Origin of the sequence: Ensifer sp. CCNWLY38 (assembly GCF_037120565.1) — a bacterium.
In the GTDB taxonomy this organism is placed as follows: domain Bacteria; phylum Pseudomonadota; class Alphaproteobacteria; order Rhizobiales; family Rhizobiaceae; genus Ensifer; species Ensifer adhaerens_H.
The window spans coordinates 85,590-110,256 of sequence record NZ_JBBBBO010000001.1; the positions used below are offsets into that span (position 1 = coordinate 85,590).

A 24,667-nucleotide genomic window follows, 5' to 3' on the forward strand; every position below is an offset into this window, starting at 1 on the left:
CTCTATCTCATTGTCTCCCGCCGCATTGATCCCGGAGACGCATCTTGTCCGTATTCAGCAACCTCCCCCAAGCTCCCGTCGCCGCAAAGAAGCCGGTGAGCGACACGCGCCACGGCATCACCCGCACCGACGACTATGCCTGGCTGCGCGCCGACAATTGGCAAGCGATGTTCCGCGATCCCTCGATCCTCGATCCGGAAATCCGCAAGCACCTGGAAGCGGAAAACACCTATATGAACGCGGCCATGGACGACACGAAAGCGCTGCAGAAGGCGCTGTTTGCCGAGATGCGCGGCCGGATCAAGGAAGACGACAGCTCGATACCGGTCAAGGACGGCCCATTTGCCTATGGCCATGCCTACGTCACTGGCGGCGAGCAGCCGCGTTACTTCCGCATTCCCCGTGACGGCGACCACAAGGATGAGACAATCCGCCAACTGCTGCTCGATGGCGACAAGGAGGCCGAGGGCAAGGCCTATTTCCGCCTCGCGGGCCTCGACCACTCGACCGACCATAGCCTCGGCATCTGGGGTTATGACGACAAGGGCTCGGAATATTTCACCCTGAGGGTTCGCGATCTCGCCACCGGCGAGGACCTGACCGATATCATCGAGAACACCGGCGGTGGCGGCGCCTGGGCGCCCGACGGCAAGAGCTTCTTCTATACCGTACTCGACGACAACCACCGCCCGTCGAAGATCTTCCATCACGTGCTCGGAACCAGCCCGGCGGACGACCGGCTGGTCTATGAGGAAAAGGATCCGGGTTTCTTCATGTCGGTCGGCGGCTCGCTGCTTGACGACTTCATCTATATCGACATCCACGATCACGAGACGAGCGAATACCGGTTGCTCTCGACCAAGGATCTGACTGCGGAGCCGAAGCTCGTTGCCGAGCGTGTCACCGGGCTCGAATATTCGATGACCGAAGGCGGCGACGTCTTCTACATCCTGACCAACGCCGACGGCGCCAAGGACTTCAAGATATTGGAAGCGCCGGTCAATGCACCGGGCAAGGAGAACTGGCGCGAGGTGGTGCCGCACAAGCCCGGCACACTGATCCTCAGCCACATGGCCTATGCCCGTCATCTCGTCTGGCTGCAGCGGCGCGAAGGCCTGCCCGAAATCGTCATCCGCGACAGGAAGACGGGCGAGGAACATGCGATCGCCTTTGCCGAAGAGGCCTATTCGCTCGGCCTTTCGGGTGCCGCCGAATACGATACCGACGTCATCCGCTTCTCCTATTCGTCGATGACGACGCCATCGCAGCTCTTCGACTACGACATGGCGACGCGTGAACGCACGCTGCTGAAGACCCAGGAGGTGCCTTCCGGCCACAACCCGGATGACTATGTCACCCGACGCGTCTTCGCTCCGTCCTTCGACGGCACCGAAGTGCCGGTGACGCTGCTCTATCGCAAGGACACGCCGCTCGACGGTTCCGCCCCCTGTCTGCTCTATGGTTATGGTGCCTATGGCATCACCATTCCGGCCGGTTTCAATACCAATTGCCTGTCGCTCGCCGATCGCGGCTTCGTCTATGCCATTGCCCACATTCGCGGCGGCAAGGATCGCGGCTTTGCCTGGTACGAAGACGGCAAGATGGCCAAGAAGACCAACACCTTCAAGGATTTCATCGCCGCCGCTGACTATCTGAATCAACAGAAGTTCACGTCCTACGCAAAGATCGTCGCCGAGGGCGGCTCGGCCGGCGGCATGCTGATGGGCGCCATCGCCAACATGGCTCCGGAGAAGTTCACCGGCATCATCGCCGCCGTGCCGTTCGTCGACGTGCTCAACACCATGCTCGACGACACGCTGCCGCTGACCCCGCCGGAATGGCCGGAATGGGGCAACCCGATCGAGAGCCGCGAATTCTACGACATCATTGCCGGCTACTCGCCCTACGACAATGTGGGCGCAAAGTCCTACCCGGCGATCCTCGCGCTCGGCGGCCTCACCGATCCGCGCGTCACCTATTGGGAGCCGGCGAAATGGGTTGCGCGGTTGCGCGAGAAGACGACGGGTAGCGAGCCGATCCTGATGAAGACCAATATGGATGCCGGCCATGGCGGCGCGTCCGGGCGCTTCCAGCGGCTCGAAGAGATCGCCTTCGAATATGCCTTCGCGATCAAGGTCGCCGGCAGGATGTAACTGGAGCGGGATGAGGAAAAGTGTATGCGGTTTTCCGCCCGCATCCCGCTCTAATTTATGAGAACCGATCACGATGATTTGGGCGAGATCCGACCCAAAATCATCGTGATCTAGGAGGCACTGCCATGCCCGTCCATGTCGCCCTGCTCCGTGCCGTCAATGTCGGCGGCACGACCTCGCTTGCGATGGCAGACCTGAAGGCGATCTGCGAGGGGCTCGGCTTTGCCGACGTCAGGACCTACATCCAGAGCGGCAACGTCCTGTTCCGCTCGGATCTGCCGGCAGCCAAGGCAGCAGAAATGCTGGACGGCGCGCTTCTCGAAAAGTTCGGGAAGGCGCCGGGCGTGACGATCCGGACCGGCGCACAATTGCAGGCGATCGCCGATCGCGCCCCGTTCCCGGACGCCAAACCCAACCTGCTGCACATCGTGTTCCTCTCGGAGCCCGCACCCGCGGACGCAATCGACAAGCTTGTTGCCCCGGATGGTGAGGAAGTGCGGTTGGCTGGGAGCGAGATCTACATCCATTTCCCCAATGGCTCGGGTCGTTCGAAGCTCAAGCTGCCGGCGGCAAAGGCCGGCACCGCGCGCAACCTCAATACGGTGCGCAAGCTCGCCGCTTTGGCGCTTGAGATGGAAGGTTAGGCGGCGGCCGGCTGGAACAGCAGCCGGACCAAGGACCGGAGTACGAGCAACTGCTGCGGCAGGCTTTCTGGCTGCTTCAGCGCTTTCGACAGGATGATGCCGCCTTCGAGCACGGTCGAAACCATGTCGGCCAATTGATCGACATCCAGCGGTTCGCGCGGCCGATAGACGCGCATGATCTCCTCGAACATCGCGCCGAATCGTCGGCGCCACGCCAACGCCGCCTGCCGGTTGATTTCCTGGATCTCGCGGTCGAAGGCGCGCTCCTGGGTACACATCACCGCAACCAGACAACCGGGGTGGCCGTTCGGCAGGTCGGACAGAGTTTCGGACAGCAGTTTCAAACCGAGCAGGAACGCCTGCAGCGGGTCGTCGGCCAACTGATGGGCCCGACCGAAGATCTCATCGTAGATGCGCTCGTCGTTCTCGATGTAGCGTTCGAGCAGCGCCCGGGCGAGCTCGTTCTTGTCACGGAAATGGTAGAAAAAACCGCTCTTGGTAATGCCGATCTCGGCGATCAGTTCGTCGATCGAGGTCGCGCCGAAACCCTTCGCCAGCACCGCCGCCTCCGCGGTGTCGAGGATTCTCGCTCGCGTTTCCTCACCCTTTCGCATTAGCCGCTGCCCTACCATTGGTGCGGTTTCCGACAACGAAGGGGCCACCAGCCGACGACGCCGTGACGGAACCAACGCAGTAAGTGACTGATTTCGCTACAATATGCGGATATATTAGCAATAGTATACCTTAAGTCGTCTAGTTTAGAAGACGATAAAAAGGCAGTAATTTACGTGGTTCTGCGGGATTGGAGGCGTCCCCGAGCCCCATCAGCAAGACTGAACCGGTGGAGACCGACATGGCCAAATACCGACGGAGCCTGCCACTCTTGAAGGGTGGGCTGTTCCTGAGCGACGGCGGCATGGAGACGACGCTGATTTTCCAAGAAGGCGTCACGCTTCCACACTTCGCAGCGTTCGTATTGCTTTCGACCGCCGATGGGCGGCGTCGGTTGCTGAGCTACTACGCGCGCTACCTCGCGATTGCTCAGCAACATGGCACCGGCTTCGTGCTCGATACGCCCACATGGCGGGCAAGCTCGGACTGGGGCGTAAAACTTGGCTACAATGACGAGGCCCTGGCCGTCACAAACCAGAATGCCGTCTACATGCTTACGGAACTGCGCGCCGAATACGAGCGCCCGCAGGCACCGATCGTGCTCAGCGGGGCGATCGGGCCGCGTGGCGACGGCTACCGCCTGGGCCGTATGAGCCCTGACGAGGCCGAAGACTATCACTCGCCGCAAATCTCGGCCTTTGCCGTCAGCGATGCGGACATGGTGAGCGCCTATACGCTGACCAGCATCGACGAAGCGACCGGCATTGCCCGTGCGGCTCAGAGCCACGGCATGCCCTGCGCCATCTCCTTCACGGTGGAGACCGATGGCCGGCTACCGGACGGCCGCAGCCTTCAGGCCGCAATCGAGACCGTTGACGCTGCGACCGGCGGCTATCCGCACTACTACATGATCAATTGCGCCCATCCGAGCCACTTCGAAGCAATCCTCGACGCCGAAGGCACCTGGACGCAACGCATTGCCGGCATCCGGGCCAATGCCTCGATGATGAGCCATGCCGAACTCGACAATAGCGAAACGCTCGATGCCGGCGATCCCGCCGACCTCGGGCAGCGGTACAGAACACTGACAGCGCATTTGCCACGATTGCGCATCCTCGGTGGCTGCTGCGGCACCGATCATCGCCATATCGCGGCAATCTGCGAGGCCTGCCTTCCACCGACGGCGCTGAGCGCCTGAGGCACGGGGCCTCGCCCTCCCGGCCCTCTCGCGAGTGATCGCGGGAGGGCGCCGCGCTTTTGCGGCTCTCGCAAAAGCCATAGTGTTAGGGACGAGGAAAAGCGTGCGCGGCTTTCCGCCCGAATCCCGCTCACTTCCAAGAATCGATCACGATGATTTTTGGTCGCGCCGACCCACAATCATCGTGATCTCGTGTAGACTTGGACGGAAAGGACGGCCCGGGTTATCCCGGCAGACGCCGTTGACCGCTTGATCATGAATTACGCTCCCCCCTCACCGACCGGAAATGCTGAAGCCTTTGTCTTCGACAACAGCTATGCGCGGCTGCCGCAGCAGTTCTTCGCCCGCGTCGAGCCGACCCCTGTTGCCGAACCCTGGCTGATCAAGCTCAACAAGTCCTTGGCTGAAGAGCTCGGGCTCGACGTCGCCGCGCTCGAGCGCGAAGGCGCGCAGATCTTCTCCGGAAACCGTGTGCCCGTTGGCGCCGAACCGCTCGCCATGGCCTATGCCGGCCACCAGTTCGGCACCTTCGTGCCACAGCTTGGCGACGGCCGGGCGATCCTGCTCGGTGAAGTGATCGATCGAAACGGGACGCGGCGCGACATCCAGTTAAAGGGACCGGGCCAGACGCCGTTTTCACGCCGCGGCGACGGGCGCGCGGCGCTCGGGCCGGTGCTGCGCGAGTATATCGTCAGCGAAGCGATGTTTGCCCTGGGTATCCCGACGACACGGGCGCTGGCGGCAGTCGTCACCGGCCAGCCGGTCTATCGTGAACAGATCCTGCCCGGCGCCATCGTTACGCGCGTTGCCGCCAGCCACATGCGCGTCGGCACCTTCCAGTTCTTCGCCGCGCGCGGCGACATGGCTTCGGTGAAAATCCTCGCCGACTACGCGATCGACCGGCACTATCCCGACATCAAGGACAAGGACCGGCCGTATCTCGCCTTCTTCAAGGCGGTGACCGCGCGCCAGGCGGAGCTGATCGCCCGCTGGCTGCATGTCGGTTTCATCCATGGCGTAATGAACACCGACAACATGACGATATCCGGCGAGACGATCGACTTCGGCCCCTGCGCCTTCATGGACGCCTACGACCCCAAGAAGGTGTTCTCCTCGATCGACCAGATCGGCCGTTATGCCTATGCGAGCCAACCCGGCATCGGCCAGTGGAACCTCGCCCGCCTCGCAGAGACCCTGGTGCCACTCTTCGACGATAATGCGGACAAGGCGGTCGAATTGGCCAACGATGCGCTCGGCGAATACGGCGCAATCTTCCAGCGCCATTGGCTGGACGGCATGCGGGCCAAGATCGGACTGGCCACGAGCGAAGAGAGCGATCTCGATCTCGTGCAATCACTGCTGACCGCCATGCACAAGGGCGAGGCCGATTTCACTCTCACCTTCCGGCGGCTGTGCGACAGTGCGCGCGATCCGGCAGGCGATGCGATGTTCAGCGCGACCTTTGCCTCGGCCGAGGCAATCCAGCCATGGCTTCAGGACTGGCGCCAACGGCTTTCCCGCGAAACGGCGACGCCCGAAGCGCGCTCAATTGGAATGAAGGCCGTGAACCCCGCCTACATCCCCCGCAATCACCGCATCGAACAGGCGATCGCGGCGGCAACCGACGACGCCGACTTTTCGCTGTTCGAAGCGCTGATCGACGTCACCGCGAAGCCCTACGAGGATCAACCGCAATTTGCCGCCTACCAGGAGCCGCCAAAGCCCGAGGAGGAAGTGCAACGAACCTTCTGCGGCACGTGACCGCCGCCTGAAGCAAGCCGCTGAAGCGATCCCGCACAGTGCCTCCGTGTTGATTCACCGAAACGCGCTATCCTCTTGTTTTTGCGCGCTGCGAAGGCAGCGCCGCTTTCTCTGGCAGCGGGTCGAGCCTACTGCATGTTTCCTTTAATCGTGGCCGATTGAAGGACGAAAACATGCAGCAATTCAAAGTGCTACAGCGACCTTTGCGCGTCTGATAAGACGCGCGGCGCTGTAAGCGCATGTCCGCCTTGCCTTCAGCTATCTCGGCGCCTTGAGCACAACCCCATCGCATACCCCTAATTTCCGCGCTGCGGAATTGTGGCTATTGAAAGGCAGGTGCGGCGCGTTAGGTGCTACCGGTAAGGGTGCCAAACGCGCCATTCCACACCCGGCTGCCGCGACGTTGCTTGCGACCGCCAACTCCGAAACCGACCTGTCTCACGCGGCCCCGAACGGGGACCGGCGTTATGGAAAAAACCGTGCCGCGGCACCGTTCTTCAATGCGGGAGTTTCCATCATGCTCATCCTGACGGCCATCGTCTTCGCTCTCATCGGCCTCGTGCTCGGTGGCGGCGGGGCCAAGCTGCTGATACTCGGCGGCAGCCCCTACTACCTCGTCGTCGGTATCGGCTTCCTGCTGACGGCCGTGCTCCTGTTCATGCGGAAATCGGCGGCGATCTGGCTCTATGCGTTCATTATCGTCGGCTCACTCGGCTGGGCGATCTCGGAAGTCGGCTTCGACTGGTGGCAGCTTGGCCCGCGCGGCGGCGTCATCGTGCTTCTGGGGCTCTGGCTGCTGCTGCCGGCCGTCCGTCAGCCGCTCGGCTTCCAGAGCCCTACGGGCGAGCGCTATGCGGTGAGCGCCTGGCCGCTGGCGATCGCCGTACTCATCTCGATCGGCGTGGCGGGCTATGCCCTGATGCTGGATCCGCACGATATCCGCGGCGACCTGCCAAGCGATGTCGTTGCCGCCAACCCGCCGCTGGGAGGCTCGGTGCCTCCGGGCGAATGGCACCAATACGGGCGCACGCCGTTCGGTCAAAGGTACTCGCCCCTCGATCAGATCACGCCGGACAATGTCGGCAATCTGAGGGTTGCCTGGCAGTACCAGACAGGCGACGTCAAACGGCCCGACGACGTCGGGGAGACGACCTATCAGGTCACCCCGCTCAAGATCAAAGACACGCTCTATGCCTGCACGCCGCACAATTGGGCGATCGCGCTCGATGCCGCAACCGGTGAGGAAAAATGGAAGTATGATTCCAACTCGGGCATGAACCCCGACCGCCAGCATCAGACCTGCCGCGGCGTCACCTATTGGGCCGACCCGGGTGCTGCGCCGGGCAGCCCCTGCGCCGAGCGGGTCTACCTGCCGACCTCCGATGCGCGCCTGATCGCGCTCGACGCCGCGACCGGCTCCGTCTGCACCAGCTTTGCCGATAACGGCGTGCTGCATCTCGAAACGGGCATGAAGTACAATCCGGCCGGCTACTATTATTCGACGTCACCGCCGGTGGCCGTTGGCGGCAAGCTCATTATCGGCGGCGCCGTCAACGACAACTACTCGACCCAGGAACAATCGGGCGTCATCCGCGCCTTCGACATCAACACCGGCGCGCTGATCTGGAACTGGGACAGCGGCAATCCGGATGTGACGACGCCTCTTCCCGAGGGCCAGACCTATACGACCAACTCGCCAAACAGCTGGTCGGTGTTCAGCTATGACGAGGGCCTCGGCCTCGTCTACATCCCGATGGGCAACCAGGTGCCGGACCAGCTCGGCATGGGCCGCAGCGAGCACGTCGAGAAATACTCGTCCTCGATCGTTGCACTCGACATCAACTCCGGCGCCGTCCGCTGGGTCCGGCAGACCGTGCACCACGACCTCTGGGACATGGACGTGCCGGCACAGCCAGCCCTGCTCGACATCACCAAGGAAGACGGCACAGTGGTGCCGGCGCTGGTCGGGCCGACGAAGCAAGGCGATATCTACGTGCTCGACCGCAGGAGCGGCGAGCCGATCATTCCGGTTGAGGAGGTTCAGGCGCCGGGCGGAGCGATCCCTGAGGATTTCACCGCGCCGACGCAGCCGGTCTCCGGCCTCACCTTCATGCCTGCGCCGCTGCAGGAGAAGGACATGTGGGGCGTCACGCTCTTCGACCAGCTTGCCTGCCGCATCGAGTTCCGGTCGCTGAAATACGAGGGGCGCTACACGCCGCCGTCGATCGAAGGGACGCTCGTCTATCCCGGCAACTTCGGCACCTTCAATTGGGGCTCCGTCGCCGTCGATCCGGAACGGCAGGTGATGTTCGGCATGCCGACCTATCTCGCCTTCACCTCGCGTCTCGTGCCTCGCGATCAGGTTCCGCCAAAGGGACAGGACGAGAAGGGGTCGGAACAGGGCCTCAACCGCAACGACGGCGCGCCGTATGGTGTGTTCATGGGCCCCTTCCTTGGGCCGCTCGGCATTCCCTGCCAGGCGCCGCCATGGGGTTATGTCGCCGGCGCGGATCTTCGAACCGGCAAGATCGCCTACAAGCACAAGAATGGCACCGTCGAGGACATGACGCCGCTGCCGTTGCCGTTCAAGGTAGGTGTGCCAGGCATCGGCGGACCAATGATCACCAAGGGCGGCCTCGCCTTCCTCGGCGCCGCGGTCGACGACTATCTGCGCGCCTATGACCTGACGACCGGCCGCCAGCTCTGGGAAGCACGCCTGCCCGCCGGCGGCCAGTCGACACCGATGAGCTACGCGGTCGGCGACAAGCAATATGTGCTGATCGTCGCCGGGGGCCACGGCTCGGTCGGCACGAGGCCCGGCGACTACATCATCGCCTACACCCTGCCCTGAAACGCGAGGAGACATCCCTAGTTCTCGCTAGAAGGTTGCAGCGGCAAGCTCCGCGCAAGCCCGCAAAAGCAGCTTCCCCCGGACGACAGATTCCGGGGGTTTCCCATGAAGATCGACAACAGCATCTCGAACTACTACTTCTCCCAACGCCGCCAGCAGATGGGTACGGTTTCGCCGATCGAAGAGACCGGCACCGACGCACGCCCGCGCCAGGCCCCGACGATTGCGCCGCCGTCGACGTCGAACGCGCTCTCCAACGCCTTGTGGGCGACCGCGACCCGCGACGAAACCGGCACGGCTTCGATCACGGACAAGGAAGGGGCGGCTCCCTCCGGCAACTCGGTCAGCGACGAATTCCTGAAGCGGGCGAAGATGAGCCTGGCAGAACAGATCCGCGCGCAGATCCTTGAATCGCTTGGTCTCAGCGAGGAAGACCTCAAGGCGATGGATTCCGAGCAGCGCAAGGGCGTTGAGGACGAAATCCGCCAGGCGATCGAACGTGCGATGGGTGTCGAAAAGCAACGTGACGACGCCGCCACGGACATCGCCAACGGCGGCAGCGACGCCCTCTAAAAAGCCGGCATGTCCGGACGGACTTGTCTCGTTCCAGCAACGGATGATATCCAGCCATCCTCAAGAGAGGACTAAGATCCGTGCGCCTGATCCGTTAGCGACGTTCATCGCCAGAAGATTCACCGAGTCCGGGCCGCCCTTCGGCGGCTTTTGGCATGGCATTTTTTCCGGCCGTATGAACGCCTAACATTGACATGACCGTTCACCGGCCATCGCTGGGATCATCTACATGACAACCAAAGACGGATTTGTTTCCGAAACCGGCAGCCTTCGCGCCGGTCCCTTCGACCTTGGCTACGCGATCGAGGGCAGCGGCATGCCGCTGCTCGTCGTTGGCAGTGCCATTTATTACCCGCGCACCTTCTCCAGGACGCTTCGCGAAAAGCTGCGACTGTTCTTCATCGACCATCGCGGCTTCGCTCCCGCATGGGCGGAATATACCGCTGGCGACATCGGCTTCGAGACGATGCTCGACGACATCGACCGGCTGCGCGCGCATCTCGGTCTCGAGCGGTTTGCCATCCTCGGTCATTCCGGCCACGGCTACATGGCGCTCGAATACGCCAAACGGCACCCGGAGCGCATCAGCCACGTGGTTATGGTCGGGACCGGCCCGAGCCATTCGGCCCGCCACATGGCGCTCGCAGACCGGATCTGGGAGGAGACCGTCTCGCCCGAGCGCAAGGCGATCTTCGAACGGGAAATGGCCTTGCTTGGCGCCGACATCACCGCGCGGCCGGAGGAGCGATTCAAATCGCTGCTGATCCGGCTTGGCGCAAAGAGCTGGCATCGGCCGGACTTCGACGCCGCGCCGCTCTGGCTAGATGTCACCGTCAACAACGCGGTCTTCGATCACCTCTGGGGCGAGGTCTTTCGCGACATCGATATCCGCAAGGGATTGAACGCGCTGACGGCACCTGTGCTGCTTGCGCTTGGCCGATCGGACTATCTCGTCGCCCCGGCCTTCACCTGGGACGACTACCGGGGAGACTTCGCGGACCTGACGGTGCGAACCTTCGAGAAGAGCGGGCACACACCGCAACTGGAGGAAAGCGACCTCTTCGACGAGGTCCTGCTCTCGTTCCTCGGCAGCGAACCTAACTGCGGCTGAGTCGGGGTCAGGATTGCTGCCGACGCCATAGTCTCCGCCTTCGGGAGGGGCCTACCCGGGCCCTTCCCTCACCTCGCCATTGACACAAGGCAGCGTGCAACTATCTATTACTCCAGAAGCTATAGGTTTTGAGGCGGACATGTATTCCATCGGCGATCTCTCACGGCGCACCGGCGTCAAGATTCCAACGATCCGCTATTACGAGCAGATGGGGCTGATCGCGGCACCCGAACGGTCCGAAGGCAACCAGCGGCGTTATGAGAAAAGCGAGCTCGAGCGGCTGGCCTTCATCCGACATGCGCGCGACCTCGGCCTGTCGATCGATTCGATCCGCGACTTGCTCGCCCTCAGCCAGCACCCGGAACGCCCGTGCGGCGAGGCCGACCGTATTGCAACCGAGCACCTGGCGACCGTGCGCGAGAAAATCGCCCAACTGAAGAAACTGGAACAGGAGCTTGAACGCATCGTCGCCTGCGACGGCAATCACACGGTGGGCGACTGCTATGTGATCCAGGCCCTGGCCGACCACTCCATGTGCGACAGCGAGCACTAGGCTGCGAACTTAGTTCAACCGCGCGAAAAATCCCCGTTGACAAAATCGCGAAAACGAACAATCTAGCGCCCATGATCAAGAACGCACCCATTTGCCGCGTGTATTTTTGGCTCTTCCGATAGGAGCGGCCTGCTGATCATATTCAACAAGGCCGCCATCAGGCGGCTTTTGTTTTTCCGGCTCCTGATGGCGAGAAAACCCGAGGAGCCCAGACATGCTACAGACCGCCATCCCTACCCTTCATCCTGTCCCATCGACACGACCGCCGATGGTCACGATCCGCTGCGCCAAGCAGCGCGACCTGCCGGAACTGCGCGAGATGATCGCCGAGCTTGCCGCCCACCACGGCGATGCCGCGCCGATCACGCCGGAACAGCTCGAGCGCGACCTCTTCGGCCGCACGCCCTGGATCACAGCACTCGTTGCCGAGGCCGGCAACCGGCTGATCGGTTACGCGATCCTGGTGCCGATCTACCGGGCAGCCGAAGGCGCACGCGGCATGGAACTGCATCACCTCTTCGTTCGCCCTGAAAGCCGCGGCACCGGCATCGGCCGCCACCTCGTTGCCAAGGCGCGCGAGCAGGCGAAGATGGCCGGCTGCGACTTTCTTTCGGTCAGCGCCGCCACGGGCAACTTCCAGGCGCATCATTTCTACGAATCCGAACGCTTCGTGCCTCGTCCGGTGACCGGCATGCGCTATATGCAAAAGCTTGGATGAGGATCGAACGATGCGTCTTGCAATCGTGCTCTGTGAAGGCTTCGCCGATTGGGAATGTGCGCTGTTGATGGCGGCGGCGCGCACCCATCTCGGCATCGATGTCGAGGTCGCCACTGCCGACGGCGCACGCGTGACGTCGATGGGCGGGCTCGACGTCTCGGCGCATCTGTCGATCGACGCGCTCGACCCTGCGGGCTTCGACGGGTTGGTGATCTGCGGCGGATCGATCTGGGACATGAATGAGGCTCCCGATCTCTCCGCAACGATCCGCGCTTTCGATCGCGACAAGCGCGTGGTCGCGGCCATTTGCGGTGGTGTCAATGCGCTCGCCACAAGCGGTCTTCTCAACGGCATCGACCACACCGGCAACAGCGCCGAAAGCCTCGCGGCGCTGCCCGGCTATCGTGGTCGGCCGCATTATCGCGATCAGCCGCAGGCGCTGCGCAGCGGCCACGTCGTCACCGCCGCCGGAACCGCGCCGATCAGTTTTGCCGGCGAGATCCTGCACGGCCTTGGCCTTGGCTCGTCGGAACTCGACGGCTTTCTCGCGCTCTACGGACACGAGCATCGGGGAAGTGAAAGCGCGAGTGTCGGCTGAGACTTGCGCTAGAGCGCCGCGCGTTCTTATGCACACAAAGGTCGCTCTAGCACTTTGATTCTAGAGCATCTTTCTGCTCACAGCGATTCCACTTGAGGGCAGGATCTTCTAAAGCCAGTTCGAGATCTGATCGAGCGGCTTTTTCACCTTGCCGGCGACCGGAACGGTCGCATCCGGGGCGGGATAACCGACAACCAGGATCAGGAAAGGCTTTTCACTTTCCGGTCGGCCGCAGATCTCGTTGAGGAAATTCATCGGCGCTGGCGTATGGGTGAGTGTCGCGAGCCCGGCATGATGCAGCGCCGTGATCAGGATGCCGGTGGCGATGTCGACACTCTCGTTGATGTAATAGTTCTTCTTCAGATCACCCGGATTGGGGCCGCCGCGCTTCTGCGAGAAGATGACGATCAGGTAGGGAGCGGTCTCAAGGAAAGGCTTGTCCTCGTCCGTGCCGAGCGGCGCCAATGCGTCGAGCCATTCCTGCGGTGCTTTATCCCGATAAAAGATGCGCTCTTCCTCTTCCGCCGCCCGGCGCACCTCGGCCTTGATCGCGGCGCTCTCGATGACCGTGAAATGCCAGGGCTGATGATTGGCGCCGCTCGGCGCCGTGCCGGCCGCCTTCAGACAGGTTTCGATGACCTCCCGCGGCACGGCGCGATCGCGGAAATAGCGCGTGGTGCGCCGACGGTTGATCTCTTTGTAGAAGTCGGCGGCGCGCGTCGCCATCTCCTCGGGGCTGCGTTCGATCCACTGGTCGTAGGGGACGGTTTCGTGTGGGCGCACTCAGTCTCCTCCTCGTTGTCCTGCAGCATCGCGCGCCCCTCTCGACGCACAAAGGTCGCTGCAGCACTTTGAATTCCCGCATGTTTATCCTCTCGAGCGGCGACGATCGGGGAAAGCATGCAGAAGGAGTTGAGCGCGCCTCGAAGCGAAGATCAAGGTCAGAGCGCCGGGACCGCCTTGAGATAGGCGGCAATCGCCTCCCGGTCGGCCGGCGTCAGTTTCGCCATGTTCTTCTGCACCTCGACCATGGAACCGCCGACGGAATCGAATTCCGGCGTGAAACCGGTTTCGAGATACGAGGCGATATCCGAGGCACTCCAGCCGCCGATGCTCTTGGAGCCGGGTGTGATGTCGGGGATTCGGCCCTGGCCCTCCGGATTCGGCGCGCCGGCCAGCCACTGATCGGGCTCGAAACCGCCAATCGCATTGCGGGGCGTATGGCACTCGCCGCAATGGCCCGGTCCCTCGACGAGATACTGGCCGCGGGCAAGCTTTGGATCGTTGGCGTCCACCGCGACGCGCGGCTTGTCTGTCAGGAACAGTAGCTTCCAGCCGCCCAGTGCCACCCGCATGTTGTATGGGAACGGCAGTTCGTGCGGCGGCGCCACGTCCGCGCTCTTCGGCAGGGTCTTCATGTAACCCCAGAGATCATTGACGTCCTTGGTCGTCATGCGCGCATAGGAGCCGTAGGGGAAGGATGGATAGAGATGCTCGCCGTTGCGTCCCACACCGCGGGTCATGGCGTTGCCGAAGTCCGCAAGCGTCCACCCGCCGATGCCGGCGGTCTCGTCAGACGAGATGTTCGGCGCGTGGAAGGTTCCGAACGGGCTCTTCAGCGGTGCGCCGCCGGAAAGAACGAGACGAGCTTCACCTTCGGCGCCCCGCTTGGCGTGACAGCTCACACAGCCGCCGGCCCAGAAAACCTGTTCGCCGTTGGCAAGATCCGGTTCCCCGAGCCCCTCCCAATGAGACGCACTCCACGGCGCCGGCTTCGTCAGCCACCAGAAGGCTGCACCGCCGACAACGCCCAGCACCACAAGACCCGAAATCACCTTTCTCGTGCGACGCCCCATTGTCACCCCTCATGCCTAGCCGCAGGCGGACCGGCGCTACTGCATGTCTCCATAAATCGACCTCGATTTAAGGAGACATGCAGAAAATCAAAGCGCTACAGCGACCTTTGCGCGTCTGATAAGACGCGCGGCGCTGTAGATGCAGATAGAGGCACGCGGCGCGAAGTCGCGTGCCTCCCTTGTCAACATGATGCGACGTCGCCGCCCGTCAATCCTTCTTCAGGCGATAGCTCTCATGACAGCTGCCGCAGTCCTTGCCGATGCCGCCGAGGGCAGCGCCAACGGCCGCCTGGTCAGCCGGGAGCTGTGCCAGGACCGTCGCGGTATCAGTGCCGAGCTTGGCGGCCTTGGCCTTGAAGTCATCCATGTTTTCCCAGATCTTCGGGCTCGCCTCGCTCTCATGCCCCGTCTCCGAACCGGCCGGGAAATGGTTTGGGAAGGTCTTTATCGTTTCGCTGATCGTCGTCAGCGACGCCTTGACGACCTCGGCGTCATAGGGTTTCTCGCCTTTGGCGATGCCGGCAAGCGCGCCGGTCGCCGCACCCACCTTTTTCATCAGCTGCTGGCGAACCACCTGCGGCTCGTCGGCTGCCGTGACGGCAGTAACCCCCAGGCCCGCAAGAGCGGCAGCCAACATCAGTGCGCGTACTTTCATCAGGATCTCCCGGTCAATCAATCTGTTTGGCGAATCTGCCTGGCAAGCCTTCATGTCCAATGCGCCGGCATGATGTCATCTTGATTATTCTGCGGAAGTAACATTTTTTTGATGTGCTTGTTACGACAGCAGAATTTCCGATGGTCGCCTTGTATTTCCGGGAATTCGACCGCCCAGAAGTATAAACATGACTTTTAAAATCATGTTTATACTTCACCCGCGGTCACGATGGACATCAGTTCGCCCAGCCCTGCCAGATGGTGAAAGCCGCGACCAGAATGAGCACGGCGCCGGCGGCGCGGCCGATCCACACCGTTGCACCGGGGCTGCCAACCAGGAAATCACGACCACGGCCGGCGGCAAGCGCCAGGCCGCCATAGATCGCGAGCTGCGTTGTCGCGATCATTGCGGCCATGACCAGAGCCTGCGACCAGATCGGCCCAAACTGGGGTTTGAGGAACTGCGGATAGACCGCCAGCATGAAGAGATAGGCCTTGGGGTTCATCAGGCTCGTCAGCGCGCCCTGCCGGAAACTCGCCCAGCGGGAGAGCTTCCCCGAGCCTTCGATGCCGCCGATAGTGATCGAACTCCTGACGAGTGAAAAACCGATCCAGGCGATATAGGCAGCACCGGCGACGAGCAGCACGTTGAAGAGACCGGGCACCAGATGCAGGATGACGCTGACCCCGAGCGCCGCATAGAGCGTGTGCAACACGCCGCCCGCCATGATGCCGGCCGTCGCCGACAGGCCGGAGGCCCGGCCGCCGGTCAGCGAGTTCGCCAGAACGAAGACCATGTCCATGCCCGGCACGATGATGATGCCGAACAGCAAGGTGAAGAAGAGCCAGAGATTTTCCGTGTAGGTCATGTCAGTTGTCCGTCGTCCGAGTTTTCATTTCCCTAGACGAATTGCTGTTTTTTCAATTCGTTGGCTGATGGTATAAATCCGGGCAACTGACAAGGTATTGTCAGGAGCCTTGACGACGGGAGCGGTTTTCGATGCGCAAGGCAGCACGGCTTTTCGAGATCATCCAGATCCTCAGGCTTGCCCGAAAACCGGTGACGGGCGCGCAGATGGCCGAAGCGCTGGAGGTGACGGTGCGCTCGATCTACCGCGATATCGCAGCACTTCAGGCGATGCGGGTGCCGATCGAGGGCGGCCGCGGAATCGGCTATATCCTCAGGCCTGGTTTCGACCTGCCGCCGCTGATGTTCTCGATCGAAGAAACGGAAGCGATCGCCGTGGCGCTGGCGCTGCTGTCGCGAACCGGCGACGAAGAACTGAAGGCGGCAGCCGGCCGCGTCAACAAGAAGATCACTGCCGCGGTGCCCGAACCACTGCGGCTCGCCTTCCGTTCCCAGGCGCTGCATGCCTGGGGAACGATCGCCCCTTCGCCCGCCGGCATCGATCTCGCTTTGGTGCGCCGGGCGATCCGCGACGAGCAGAAGCTCGAACTCAACTATCGCGACGAACTCGGCCGCGCGACGGAGCGGATGATCCGGCCGGTGGCGCTGATCTACTATTCGGAAACCGCCAACATCGTTGCCTGGTGCGAATTGCGGGAGGCGATCCGCAATTTTCGCGCCGACCGCGTCGAACATTGCGAGGCGGCGGACGCGTATTTCCCGGGCGAAGGCAACCGCCTGAGGGAACTCTGGGTCAGCGGATGGAAGACGCCACCGACCGCGGCCTGACGCAGCTATCGCCGGAGAGCAGCCCAAATAAAAAGACCCGGCGCAAGCACCGGGTCCAATCGTCATGCACAGAAAACGAGCGCCTTACTTGGCCGCGGCTTCGTACATTTCGAGCACGTAATCCCAGTTGATCAGGCTGTCGACGAAGGCTTCGAGGTACTTCGGACGGGCGTTGCGGTAGTCGATGTAATAGGAGTGTTCCCAGACATCGACGCCGAGGATCGGCGAAGCGCCGTGAACGAGCGGGTTTTCGCCGTTCGGGGTCTTGGAGATCTCAAGCTTGCCGTTCTTGACCGAGAGCCAGGCCCAACCCGAGCCGAACTGGCCGGTGCCGGCGGCGATGAAGTCGGCACGGAACTTGTCGTAGCCGCCGAGATCGGACTTGATGGCCGCGTCGAGCTTGGCCGGCAGGCTGGTGCCGCCGCCGCCCTTCTTCATCCATTTCCAGAAGTGGATGTGGTTGTAGTGCTGGCCGGCATTGTTGAACAGCGGCTGGTTGGTGCCGTAGGACTTCTTGACGACTTCCTCGAGCGACAGGTCGGCAAGGCCGGCTTCTTCAGCAAGCTTGTTGCCGTTGGTCACGTAAGCGAGGTGATGCTTGTCGTGGTGGTATTCGAGCGTCTCGCGCGACATGTAGGGCGCCAGCGCATCATAGTCATAGGGAAGGTTCGGCAATTCGAAAGCCATGTGGGCATCTCCTCTTGGCATGGGATTTCGTCAGGTAAATCTGTGAGCGGGAACATAGGCACCGGCCCCCATGGAGGCAACCGATGCAATGCCAATTTTTCCTCAACCCACGGAATATACTTTCAACATCATTTTGAAAGCATGACACTTTCGAGCACATTGACGCCACGGTTTGCCTGCAGCCTCGCCGCTCTTGCAATCATGCAATAAGGATCACCCATGCCACAGCGCTTGCTTCCGGCTCTCGTTCTCTCCACTGCTGCGGCCTTCACCGCATCCGGTGCCACGGCCTCTTCCGGCGATGCGTGGGAGACATTCCGGGCAGAGGTCTCAAAGAAGTGCCTGGCCGCCGCCACCTCCCTGCAAAAGGCCAGTGCCGTCGTCGATCCCTTCGGCTCCGAGAGCTTCGGCCTGGCGCTGGTGATCGGTACGCCAAAGGGCTCCAAGGCCGCGGTCACGCAGATCTGCGTCTTCGACAAGAAAAAGAAGACGGTCGAACTCGGCGGCGAATTGACCCCAGAGACGGTGATCATCAAGGCACCGGCAAAAGCCAAGTGAGCAACCAGCGCCGACACGCGACGATCATGCAACGCTTCGCAGCCGATCGAAACACCGGCAGGTCGCCCGTTTTGCGCGGCCCCTACCCTTGGACACCGCTTGCCGCTTGAGCTTCAACCGACCAGTTGGTAGAGCTTTTGCCATGGTGAGCGAGACCTACGAAAACATCCTGGATGTCGCGGAACGCCTGATGGTGTCGCGGGGCTACAACGCATTCAGCTATGCCGACATCGCGCCCGAAGTGGGTGTCGGGAAGGCTACGATCCATCATCACTTCCCGACCAAGGCGGATCTGGCGGCTGCGGTGCTTGCGCGTTACCGCAAGAACAATCGCCGCCACGTCGAAAGGTTGCTGGCCGCCGTTACCGATCCCGTTGCGCGGCTTCAAGCCTATATCGGCTTTTGGGAGGACTGCATTCGCAGACAGGACATGCCGTTCTGTATCGGTGCTTTGCTCGCCTCCGAGATCCCGTCACTGCCGGAAACTGTAGTTCAACAGGTGCGTGGCCATTTCGCCGATCTCGCCGGCTGGCTTCGCGCGGTGATCGAGGACGGCGTCGCCAACGGCTTGCTCACGGCTGAACATGGATCGGCAGTGGCGGCCGATTCCTTGATTGCCTCCGTCCACGGCGCCATGTTGGCGGCGCGCGTCGCCGGCTCCGATCCAAGCGTGTTTTCCGCCATCGCCCGTCGCGCAATGGATCAGCTTCTGACCACCAAGACGATGTGATCGACAGCTTCGCTAGCGTTGTTGCGGCGTCACAAAGCCGCAACAATGACTACGCAAACTCCGCAAGGGCTGTTCCCGCGGTAACGCCAGACAGCCTGCAGTAGCCATAAGGTTCACCATGAACGAACCCGATGCGCCGGCGTGAGCAAGCGCATCTCTTTTTTGAACCAGAGCCGACCAACTAGTCGGTCGAAATCTCAGGGAGTAATATCATGGCAAATCCGCTTTCCACGCTCGGCATCATTCATACGACCATCAGCCTCGCCCCAGTCGTTGCGGGCCTCTACGGCTTCGCCCGTTACGGCGCGATCGATGCCGCCACGCGCTCCGGCAAGATCTATCTCGCTACTCTCGTCCTGGCGGTCCTGACCGCTGCCGGGCTTTCAAGCACCGGCGGCTTCAACGAGGGTCATGCGCTGGGCATCGTGACACTGGCGGTCATCGCCGGCAGCTTGGCGATCGAACGGTTGGCCTTCGTTGGCCGCCTGAAACCCTACCTGACGACGTTGGGCTTCTCCTTCAGCTATTTCCTGTTGATCGTGCCGGCAATCGCCGAGACGCTGAAGCGCCTGCCCGCCTCGCAACCGCTTGCCAGCGGGCCGGAATCGCCGATCGTGCAGACCACGCTGCTTGCCTGGCTGGTCATCTTCCTGGCAGGCCTGTCGGTCCAGGCCTACCTGATCCACAAGCGTGCCTTGGTCAGGGCGCGCGCTCCCCGCTCGTAATGAGTGCCCGAACCGACAGCCATTTGCCCCAGCGCCGAGCGCCGGGGCTTTGCATGTGAGCGGGTGTCAGACGTCGCGCGCCGCGTGCGCCCAATCCATGTAGAGATCGCGCGCCTTGGCGGCGACCGGGCCGGCCTGCAGGTCGCGGCTTTCGAGGCGCGTGACAGGTAGCACCTTCGAATAGTTGCCCGTGGTGAAGATCTCGTCGGCCGCTTCGAAATCGGCCATGGTCAGTGTCGCCTCGACCACTTCGAAACCGGCTTCACGCAGGAGCGTCATCACGCGGAAGCGGGTGATGCCGGCGAGGAAGGTGCGGTTGGCGGCCGGCGTATAAACGACGCCGTCCTTGACCAGGAAGACGTTGGAAGAGCCGGTCTCGGCGATGTTGCCGAGCATGTCGCGCACCAGCGCATTGTCGAAGCCGCGCGAGCGGGCTTCGGTCAGGACGCGCGCATTGTTGGGATAGAGGCAGCCGGCCTTGGCATCGGTCGGCATCGATTCCAGCGTCGGCCGGCGGAAGGGCGAGAGCGTCAGCGACGAGCCGCCATGGCCATTGCCCATCGGCGCCTCGAACAGGCAGAGCGCGAAACGGGTCGATTCCGGGTCGATGGCGACGACACCGGCAGCGCCGTGCTCGGCCCAATACATCGGCTTCACGTAGAGCGCGGTCTTGCCGTCGAACTTCTTGGCACCCTCCCAGGTCAATGCTTCGATCTCTTCGGCGGTCATGGTCGGCTTCAGACCAAGCGCCGTCGCCGAGCGGTTGACGCGCTGGCAATGCAGATCAAGGTCGGGCGCAACGCCGTCGAAGACGCGGGCGCCGTCAAACACCGTCGAACCCAGCCACATCGCGTGCGAGGTCGGGCCGATCAGCGGCGGGTTGCCCGAGAGCCATTCGCCATCGACATAGGTCCAGGTCACTGAGCGGGGGGATGTATCGACGGCCATCGGCGTCTCCTTCAGGTTTTTTGTTCTGCTCATTCGGCATAACCCGAAAAAACAGCATCGTGGTGAATGGGTATATCAAAAAATGTCATGGCGGCCATTCTGGTACCCGGACGGTCTCTCGCTTAGTCTCATGCGCAAAGGAAAGGGACAGCCGTGCGCATCAGGCATCTGGACGAAGACGACGTGGATATCTTCCGCCGCATACGGCTGGAAGCGCTCCACCGCGAGCCACAAGCATTCGCCTCGACTACGGCAGACTGGGAGCGCCTTTCGACGGAGGAATGGCAGGCGCGGCTTACAAGCAACGCCGTCTTTGCCGCGCTCGACGGGGACCAGCCTGTCGGCATCATGGGGCTGATGCGCGAGCGCGCGAGCCGGCTGGCGCACCGGGCCACGATCATCATGGTTTATGTGCGCGACGAAGCCCGCGGATCCGGCGTGGCGCGGCACCTTCTCACCCATCTGACCGACCATGCCCGCGCGTCCGGCATCCGCCTGCTGGAACTGGTCGTACGCGCCGACAACCCGACGGCCATCCGCTTCTACGCGCGTGAAGGTTTTCACGAAATCGGCCGTGTCCCGGGGGGCATGCTCGACGGAGACGTAGAGGTCGACGAAATTCTGATGGCGCGGCACATCGACGGCCGCGCCGCACCCACAGTGCAAGGAGCGCCCCGATGAAAGCCATGTATTACGACGCGTTCGAGAAGACGCCCGAAATCCGGACCCTTCCCGATCCGACCCCGACCGAAAACGGCGTCGTCATCAAGGTCGAGGCCACAGGGCTTTGCCGGTCCGACTGGCACGGCTGGATGGGCCATGACGCCGATATCCGGTTGCCGCACGTACCGGGCCACGAGCTGGCGGGCGTTGTCACCGCCGCCGGCCGCGGCGTGATGCGATACAAGGTCGGCGACCGGGTCACCGTGCCCTTCGTTTCCGGCTGCGGCCGCTGCGGCGAATGCCGCTCCGGCAACCAGCAGGTCTGCGAGGCACAGTTCCAGCCGGGCTTTACCCATTGGGGTTCTTTTGCCGAATATGTCGCACTCGACTTTGCCAACCAGAATCTCGTGCATCTGCCCGAAAGCATGGACTTCACCACGGCCGCGAGCCTCGGTTGCCGCTTTGCCACCTCGTTTCGCGCCATCGCCGACCAGGCGAAGGCAAAGGGCGGCGAATGGGTCGCTGTACACGGCTGCGGCGGTGTGGGCCTGTCGGCGATCATGATCGCAGCGGCGCTCGGCGCCCAGCCGATCGCGATCGACATTGCCGAGGACAAGCTCGCCTTCGCGAAGACGCTCGGCGCGGTCGCGACGATCAACGGCCGAGAAGTGCAGGATGTGGCTGCGGCGGTGAAAGACATCACCGGCGGCGGCGCGCACGTCTCGATCGACGCGCTCGGCAACCCGGTGACCTGCTTCAACTCGATCAAGAACCTGCGTCGGCGCGGGCGTCACGTCCAGGTCGGCCTGATGCTCGGCGACCAGGCAACGCCGCAGATCCCGATGGCGCAGGTGATTGGCCACGAGCTCGAGATCTACGGCAGCCACGGCATGCAGGCCTGGCGCTACGACGCCATGCTGGCGATGATCGCTGACGGCAAGCTGAAGCCGCAGCAACTGATAGGCCGGGAGATCTCGCTAGCAGAGGCGATCCCTGCGCTGACCGCCATGGACCGCGCAACCGACCTCGGCATAAGCGTCATCACGCGGTTTTAATGCGGCCAGGGGCAGCCGAAACACCATCGTTTGCGAGAGAACGCCGGCAACGCCCATTCCGACTCACGGCCTCAATGCGCTAAATCTTGTTCCGGATCGGGGGCAAGGCAGATGACCATTGCGAGACGGCGAAGATTGATCAAGCGGCAGCGCACCGGCACGGCGCTTGCCATTGCCGCGACGGTCTCTTTCCTCGCCGGCATGACCGACGCGATCGGGCTCTTGAGTATTGGCGATTTCGTCTCCTTCATGAGCGGCAACACGACCCGGGCAGCGATCGCGCTCGGCGATGGCGATTTTATCGGCGCCTTGCTGCTCGTCGGCGCGCTCGGGGCGTTCATCATCGGCAACGCACTTGGCGTCATCGTGGCCGCGCGCCTCGGTGTCGTCGGCCTGCTCTCGACGGTCAGCCTCGTGCTGATGCTCTGCGCCGGTTTCGGGGCCCTTATGCCGCGACCTTTCTATTTCTACGGCGTCGTGCTCGCCATGGGCCTGGTCAATGCGGCGGTCGAACATATCGAGGGCTTGCCGATCGGGCTTACCTACGTGACGGGCGCACTCTCCCGCTTTGGGCGCGGTCTCGGCCGCTGGCTGCTCGGCAACAAGAACCGTCAGTGGCTGGTGCAGATCGTGCCCTGGCTCGGCATGTTCTCCGGCGCGGTCGCCGGCGCTCTCTTGCAGCGCCACTTCGGCGCGGCCTCGCTCTGGGCGTCCTTTGCGCTCGCCGCTGGGCTTGCGCTTGCCACCGTTCTCGTGCCGTCCCGCTGGTCGCGGCGCTATATCCATTCGGGGTGAGCGTCAGCTCCAACGGCAGCTTTCCGCCCCTCCCAAGATTTTGCCCTTAAGCCCGGCCGGGTTTCAGGGCAAAATCTGCAAAGAAGAATCACGAGCGAGGTCCTGCCATGGCGCTTGCGGCAGCCGTCACCACGGATGAACTCTATCATCCCATCCTCAAGACCAATCCGGCGCACCCGGCCGGATGGCGGATCCGGGCAATCGTCAGCTCACAGACCGAAGCGCGACACAATCGCGCGCTCTGGGCGCCAACGCATCTGATCTCGATCCGCGCTCCCGGCAGCCGACTGCTCTCGATGATCGAGCTGCCACCGGAAAAGCATCTGGAACTCTTTTTCGGCGACACCACCGATCCGGACGAGCCGGATGCGGCGCGTCCGCAAGCCATCGAAGCCACCTTCGCCTTTGTCGACCGCCTGCCCGAAGACGCCCATCTGCTCGTCCATTGCCTTCGCGGCATCGGGCGCGCGACCGCGCTCACCCTCGGCATTCTGGCGCGCTATATGCCACCGGAGGACGCCGCCGCCGCACTCCATGCGCTGCGCCCGGAGGCCAAGCCGAACAGGCATGTGGTCAACCTTTGCGACACGGCGCTCGGCCTCAAGGGCAAGCTCGCCAAGCAGGCACTGCGCTTCCCGGCGAAGGTCTGGAAACCAGCCAAAAGCTGAAGCTAGAAATACGCAGCTTGGCCGCCAGCCGTTGTGCATCGCACAAAGATTTGACATGATCCGACGAAAGAACGGTGACAGTTGGCTGCCTGATCAGGCATGATGCTGTAAGCCTTTGTTTTCGGACGGGCTTTGACGGGAAGATTCGACCTTGACCCGCCAGCGCCGAAGACAAAAGACGGGAGGAAAAGATGTCCCACGCGGCCTATGTGTTTGACGCCTACGGCACGCTCTTCGACGTGCATGCGGCTGTCAGGCGCCACGCTGAGGAGATCGGCCCGGACGGGCAGGCTTTTTCCGAACTCTGGCGAGCCAAGCAACTCGAATATTCCTGGGTGCGTTCGCTGATGGGCAGCTATCAGGATTTCTGGCAACTGACCGAACAGTCGCTCGACTACGCCTTCGCACGGTTTCCCTCCGCCGACCCGAAACTTCGCAAGCGATTGCTCGATGCCTACTGGACGCTCGACTGCTATCCGGAAGTGCCGGCAGTCCTGAAGGGGCTCAAGGAACGCGGCGCCCGCATCGCCATCCTCTCCAACGGTTCGCCGGCCATGCTCGCCTCTGCGGTCCGCAACGCGGCACTCGACATCGTCATCGACGACGTGTTTTCCGTCGACGCGGTGAAGGCATTCAAGACCGCGCCTGCCGTCTACGACATCGTCACAACCGGCTACCGGCTTTACCCGCATGCCGTTTCCTTCCAGTCGTCGAACCGCTGGGATATCGCCGGGGCGACGAAATTCGGCTTCCGCACCGTATGGATCAACCGCGCGGACATGCCGGACGAATATCGTGATCACGGGCCGGCGCTGATCCTGCCCTCTCTCGAAAGTCTGCAATTCGGTATCTGAAGGATC

The 24,667-nt window shown here is 62.6% G+C and carries 26 protein-coding genes; 19 read left to right on the forward strand and 7 right to left on the reverse strand.

What is annotated here, in order from left to right; genetic code table 11:
• Window positions 1-44 precede the first annotated feature (44 nt).
• Together V7S54_RS00425 and V7S54_RS00430 are read left to right on the forward strand one after the other, a co-directional pair.
• Window positions 45-2,153 (forward strand): S9 family peptidase, encoded by a 2,109-nt coding sequence (locus V7S54_RS00425; protein ID WP_065372524.1) that lies wholly within the window; start codon window positions 45-47, stop codon window positions 2,151-2,153.
• Window positions 2,154-2,278: 125 nt separating this feature from the next.
• Window positions 2,279-2,797 (forward strand): DUF1697 domain-containing protein, encoded by a 519-nt coding sequence (locus tag V7S54_RS00430; protein ID WP_065372525.1) that lies wholly within the window; start codon window positions 2,279-2,281, stop codon window positions 2,795-2,797.
• Here the strand turns inward: V7S54_RS00430 and V7S54_RS00435 are convergent.
• Window positions 2,794-3,411, reverse strand: a complete 618-nt coding sequence (locus V7S54_RS00435) for a TetR/AcrR family transcriptional regulator (RefSeq protein ID WP_065372526.1) — start codon at window positions 3,409-3,411, stop codon at window positions 2,794-2,796. The genes V7S54_RS00430 and V7S54_RS00435 overlap by 4 nt on opposite strands.
• A 239-nt stretch (window positions 3,412-3,650) precedes the next feature.
• On the opposite strand from V7S54_RS00435, the gene V7S54_RS00440 reads away from it, so the two are divergent.
• The 8 genes from V7S54_RS00440 (at window position 3,651) to V7S54_RS00475 (ending at window position 12,772) form a co-directional block, all read left to right on the forward strand.
• Window positions 3,651-4,607 (forward strand): homocysteine S-methyltransferase family protein, encoded by a 957-nt coding sequence (locus tag V7S54_RS00440; protein ID WP_065372527.1) that lies wholly within the window; start codon window positions 3,651-3,653, stop codon window positions 4,605-4,607.
• A 255-nt stretch (window positions 4,608-4,862) separates the two neighbouring features.
• Window positions 4,863-6,368 (forward strand): protein adenylyltransferase SelO, encoded by a 1,506-nt coding sequence (locus V7S54_RS00445; protein ID WP_065372528.1) that lies wholly within the window; start codon window positions 4,863-4,865, stop codon window positions 6,366-6,368.
• Between the two features lie 517 nt (window positions 6,369-6,885).
• A complete protein-coding gene (locus V7S54_RS00450) occupies window positions 6,886-9,219 on the forward strand; it encodes a glucose/quinate/shikimate family membrane-bound PQQ-dependent dehydrogenase (RefSeq protein ID WP_419178145.1) in 2,334 nt (777 codons plus the stop codon).
• A 105-nt stretch (window positions 9,220-9,324) separates the two neighbouring features.
• The gene (locus tag V7S54_RS00455; RefSeq protein WP_065372529.1) at window positions 9,325-9,792 is read left to right on the forward strand and encodes a hypothetical protein; all 468 of its coding nucleotides are present in this window, start codon (window positions 9,325-9,327) and stop codon (window positions 9,790-9,792) included.
• A 229-nt stretch (window positions 9,793-10,021) separates the two neighbouring features.
• Entirely contained in the window at window positions 10,022-10,903 is an 882-nt protein-coding gene (locus V7S54_RS00460; protein ID WP_065372530.1) for an alpha/beta fold hydrolase, read from the forward strand.
• Window positions 10,904-11,042: 139 nt separating this feature from the next.
• Window positions 11,043-11,456 carry a MerR family transcriptional regulator gene (locus V7S54_RS00465; protein ID WP_065372531.1) on the forward strand — a complete coding sequence of 138 codons (414 nt, stop codon included), beginning with the start codon at window positions 11,043-11,045 and terminating at the stop codon, window positions 11,454-11,456.
• 214 nt (window positions 11,457-11,670) lie between these two features.
• Window positions 11,671-12,174 (forward strand): GNAT family N-acetyltransferase, encoded by a 504-nt coding sequence (locus tag V7S54_RS00470; RefSeq protein WP_057250477.1) that lies wholly within the window; start codon window positions 11,671-11,673, stop codon window positions 12,172-12,174.
• A 10-nt stretch (window positions 12,175-12,184) separates the two neighbouring features.
• Complete coding sequence (locus tag V7S54_RS00475; RefSeq protein ID WP_065372532.1) at window positions 12,185-12,772, forward strand: DJ-1/PfpI family protein; 588 nt, start codon at window positions 12,185-12,187, stop codon at window positions 12,770-12,772.
• Between the two features lie 108 nt (window positions 12,773-12,880).
• Here V7S54_RS00475 and V7S54_RS00480 read toward each other — a convergent pair whose 3' ends face one another.
• From V7S54_RS00480 to V7S54_RS00495, 4 genes are all read right to left on the reverse strand, one after another.
• On the reverse strand, window positions 12,881-13,555 hold the full coding sequence (locus V7S54_RS00480; protein ID WP_065372533.1) for a nitroreductase family protein: 675 nt from the start codon (window positions 13,553-13,555) through the stop codon (window positions 12,881-12,883).
• Between the two features lie 158 nt (window positions 13,556-13,713).
• On the reverse strand, window positions 13,714-14,628 hold the full coding sequence (locus tag V7S54_RS00485) for a c-type cytochrome (RefSeq protein ID WP_065372534.1): 915 nt from the start codon (window positions 14,626-14,628) through the stop codon (window positions 13,714-13,716).
• Window positions 14,629-14,836: 208 nt separating this feature from the next.
• Window positions 14,837-15,283, reverse strand: coding sequence for a c-type cytochrome (locus tag V7S54_RS00490; RefSeq protein WP_065372535.1), 447 nt, complete (start codon window positions 15,281-15,283; stop codon window positions 14,837-14,839).
• A 235-nt stretch (window positions 15,284-15,518) separates the two neighbouring features.
• Window positions 15,519-16,151 (reverse strand): LysE family translocator, encoded by a 633-nt coding sequence (locus tag V7S54_RS00495; protein ID WP_065372536.1) that lies wholly within the window; start codon window positions 16,149-16,151, stop codon window positions 15,519-15,521.
• A 131-nt stretch (window positions 16,152-16,282) separates the two neighbouring features.
• Here V7S54_RS00495 and V7S54_RS00500 point away from each other — a divergent pair, with 131 nt between their 5' ends.
• Window positions 16,283-16,978: a helix-turn-helix transcriptional regulator gene (locus tag V7S54_RS00500; protein WP_065372537.1), complete on the forward strand. Its 696-nt coding sequence runs from the start codon at window positions 16,283-16,285 to the stop codon at window positions 16,976-16,978.
• A gap of 84 nt (window positions 16,979-17,062) precedes the next feature.
• Here V7S54_RS00500 and V7S54_RS00505 read toward each other — a convergent pair whose 3' ends face one another.
• Window positions 17,063-17,665 carry a superoxide dismutase gene (locus V7S54_RS00505; RefSeq protein WP_057250491.1) on the reverse strand — a complete coding sequence of 201 codons (603 nt, stop codon included), beginning with the start codon at window positions 17,663-17,665 and terminating at the stop codon, window positions 17,063-17,065.
• Between the two features lie 219 nt (window positions 17,666-17,884).
• Here V7S54_RS00505 and V7S54_RS00510 point away from each other — a divergent pair, with 219 nt between their 5' ends.
• From V7S54_RS00510 to V7S54_RS00520, 3 genes are all read left to right on the forward strand, one after another.
• Complete coding sequence (locus V7S54_RS00510; protein ID WP_065372538.1) at window positions 17,885-18,223, forward strand: hypothetical protein; 339 nt, start codon at window positions 17,885-17,887, stop codon at window positions 18,221-18,223.
• A gap of 142 nt (window positions 18,224-18,365) precedes the next feature.
• On the forward strand, window positions 18,366-18,953 hold the full coding sequence (locus tag V7S54_RS00515) for a TetR/AcrR family transcriptional regulator (RefSeq protein WP_065372539.1): 588 nt from the start codon (window positions 18,366-18,368) through the stop codon (window positions 18,951-18,953).
• Between the two features lie 212 nt (window positions 18,954-19,165).
• Window positions 19,166-19,678 carry a hypothetical protein gene (locus V7S54_RS00520; protein ID WP_065372540.1) on the forward strand — a complete coding sequence of 171 codons (513 nt, stop codon included), beginning with the start codon at window positions 19,166-19,168 and terminating at the stop codon, window positions 19,676-19,678.
• A gap of 66 nt (window positions 19,679-19,744) precedes the next feature.
• On the opposite strand, the gene V7S54_RS00525 is transcribed toward V7S54_RS00520, so the two are convergent.
• Window positions 19,745-20,626, reverse strand: a complete 882-nt coding sequence (locus V7S54_RS00525) for a branched-chain amino acid aminotransferase (protein WP_065372541.1) — start codon at window positions 20,624-20,626, stop codon at window positions 19,745-19,747.
• A gap of 153 nt (window positions 20,627-20,779) precedes the next feature.
• Here V7S54_RS00525 and V7S54_RS00530 point away from each other — a divergent pair, with 153 nt between their 5' ends.
• From V7S54_RS00530 to V7S54_RS00550, 5 genes are all read left to right on the forward strand, one after another.
• Window positions 20,780-21,307, forward strand: a complete 528-nt coding sequence (locus V7S54_RS00530) for a GNAT family N-acetyltransferase (protein WP_065372542.1) — start codon at window positions 20,780-20,782, stop codon at window positions 21,305-21,307.
• Complete coding sequence (locus V7S54_RS00535; protein WP_065372543.1) at window positions 21,304-22,344, forward strand: zinc-dependent alcohol dehydrogenase family protein; 1,041 nt, start codon at window positions 21,304-21,306, stop codon at window positions 22,342-22,344. The genes V7S54_RS00530 and V7S54_RS00535 overlap by 4 nt, the downstream gene beginning before the upstream one ends.
• Window positions 22,345-22,455: 111 nt before the next feature.
• Window positions 22,456-23,139 carry a YoaK family protein gene (locus V7S54_RS00540; protein WP_065372544.1) on the forward strand — a complete coding sequence of 228 codons (684 nt, stop codon included), beginning with the start codon at window positions 22,456-22,458 and terminating at the stop codon, window positions 23,137-23,139.
• Window positions 23,140-23,246: 107 nt separating this feature from the next.
• A complete protein-coding gene (locus V7S54_RS00545; protein WP_065372545.1) occupies window positions 23,247-23,807 on the forward strand; it encodes a phosphatase in 561 nt (186 codons plus the stop codon).
• Window positions 23,808-23,998: 191 nt separating this feature from the next.
• On the forward strand, window positions 23,999-24,661 hold the full coding sequence (locus tag V7S54_RS00550; RefSeq protein WP_065372546.1) for a haloacid dehalogenase type II: 663 nt from the start codon (window positions 23,999-24,001) through the stop codon (window positions 24,659-24,661).
• Window positions 24,662-24,667: the final 6 nt, after the last annotated feature.

Bases quoted from the DNA above. Each gene is read 5' to 3' on its own strand.
- V7S54_RS00430 (WP_065372525.1), top strand. From the start codon at position 2,279: ATGCCCGTCCATGTCGCCCTGCTCCGTGCCGTCAATGTCGGCGGCACG.
- V7S54_RS00435 (WP_065372526.1), bottom strand. From the start codon at position 3,411: ATGCGAAAGGGTGAGGAAACGCGAGCGAGAATCCTCGACACCGCGGAG.
- V7S54_RS00440 (WP_065372527.1), top strand. From the start codon at position 3,651: ATGGCCAAATACCGACGGAGCCTGCCACTCTTGAAGGGTGGGCTGTTC.
- V7S54_RS00445 (WP_065372528.1), top strand. From the start codon at position 4,863: ATGAATTACGCTCCCCCCTCACCGACCGGAAATGCTGAAGCCTTTGTC.
- V7S54_RS00450 (WP_419178145.1), top strand. From the start codon at position 6,886: ATGCTCATCCTGACGGCCATCGTCTTCGCTCTCATCGGCCTCGTGCTC.
- V7S54_RS00455 (WP_065372529.1), top strand. From the start codon at position 9,325: ATGAAGATCGACAACAGCATCTCGAACTACTACTTCTCCCAACGCCGC.
- V7S54_RS00460 (WP_065372530.1), top strand. From the start codon at position 10,022: ATGACAACCAAAGACGGATTTGTTTCCGAAACCGGCAGCCTTCGCGCC.
- V7S54_RS00465 (WP_065372531.1), top strand. From the start codon at position 11,043: ATGTATTCCATCGGCGATCTCTCACGGCGCACCGGCGTCAAGATTCCA.
- V7S54_RS00470 (WP_057250477.1), top strand. From the start codon at position 11,671: ATGCTACAGACCGCCATCCCTACCCTTCATCCTGTCCCATCGACACGA.
- V7S54_RS00475 (WP_065372532.1), top strand. From the start codon at position 12,185: ATGCGTCTTGCAATCGTGCTCTGTGAAGGCTTCGCCGATTGGGAATGT.
- V7S54_RS00485 (WP_065372534.1), bottom strand. From the start codon at position 14,628: ATGGGGCGTCGCACGAGAAAGGTGATTTCGGGTCTTGTGGTGCTGGGC.
- V7S54_RS00490 (WP_065372535.1), bottom strand. From the start codon at position 15,283: ATGAAAGTACGCGCACTGATGTTGGCTGCCGCTCTTGCGGGCCTGGGG.
- V7S54_RS00495 (WP_065372536.1), bottom strand. From the start codon at position 16,151: ATGACCTACACGGAAAATCTCTGGCTCTTCTTCACCTTGCTGTTCGGC.
- V7S54_RS00500 (WP_065372537.1), top strand. From the start codon at position 16,283: ATGCGCAAGGCAGCACGGCTTTTCGAGATCATCCAGATCCTCAGGCTT.
- V7S54_RS00505 (WP_057250491.1), bottom strand. From the start codon at position 17,665: ATGGCTTTCGAATTGCCGAACCTTCCCTATGACTATGATGCGCTGGCG.
- V7S54_RS00510 (WP_065372538.1), top strand. From the start codon at position 17,885: ATGCCACAGCGCTTGCTTCCGGCTCTCGTTCTCTCCACTGCTGCGGCC.
- V7S54_RS00515 (WP_065372539.1), top strand. From the start codon at position 18,366: ATGGTGAGCGAGACCTACGAAAACATCCTGGATGTCGCGGAACGCCTG.
- V7S54_RS00520 (WP_065372540.1), top strand. From the start codon at position 19,166: ATGGCAAATCCGCTTTCCACGCTCGGCATCATTCATACGACCATCAGC.
- V7S54_RS00525 (WP_065372541.1), bottom strand. From the start codon at position 20,626: ATGGCCGTCGATACATCCCCCCGCTCAGTGACCTGGACCTATGTCGAT.
- V7S54_RS00535 (WP_065372543.1), top strand. From the start codon at position 21,304: ATGAAAGCCATGTATTACGACGCGTTCGAGAAGACGCCCGAAATCCGG.
- V7S54_RS00540 (WP_065372544.1), top strand. From the start codon at position 22,456: ATGACCATTGCGAGACGGCGAAGATTGATCAAGCGGCAGCGCACCGGC.
- V7S54_RS00545 (WP_065372545.1), top strand. From the start codon at position 23,247: ATGGCGCTTGCGGCAGCCGTCACCACGGATGAACTCTATCATCCCATC.
- V7S54_RS00550 (WP_065372546.1), top strand. From the start codon at position 23,999: ATGTCCCACGCGGCCTATGTGTTTGACGCCTACGGCACGCTCTTCGAC.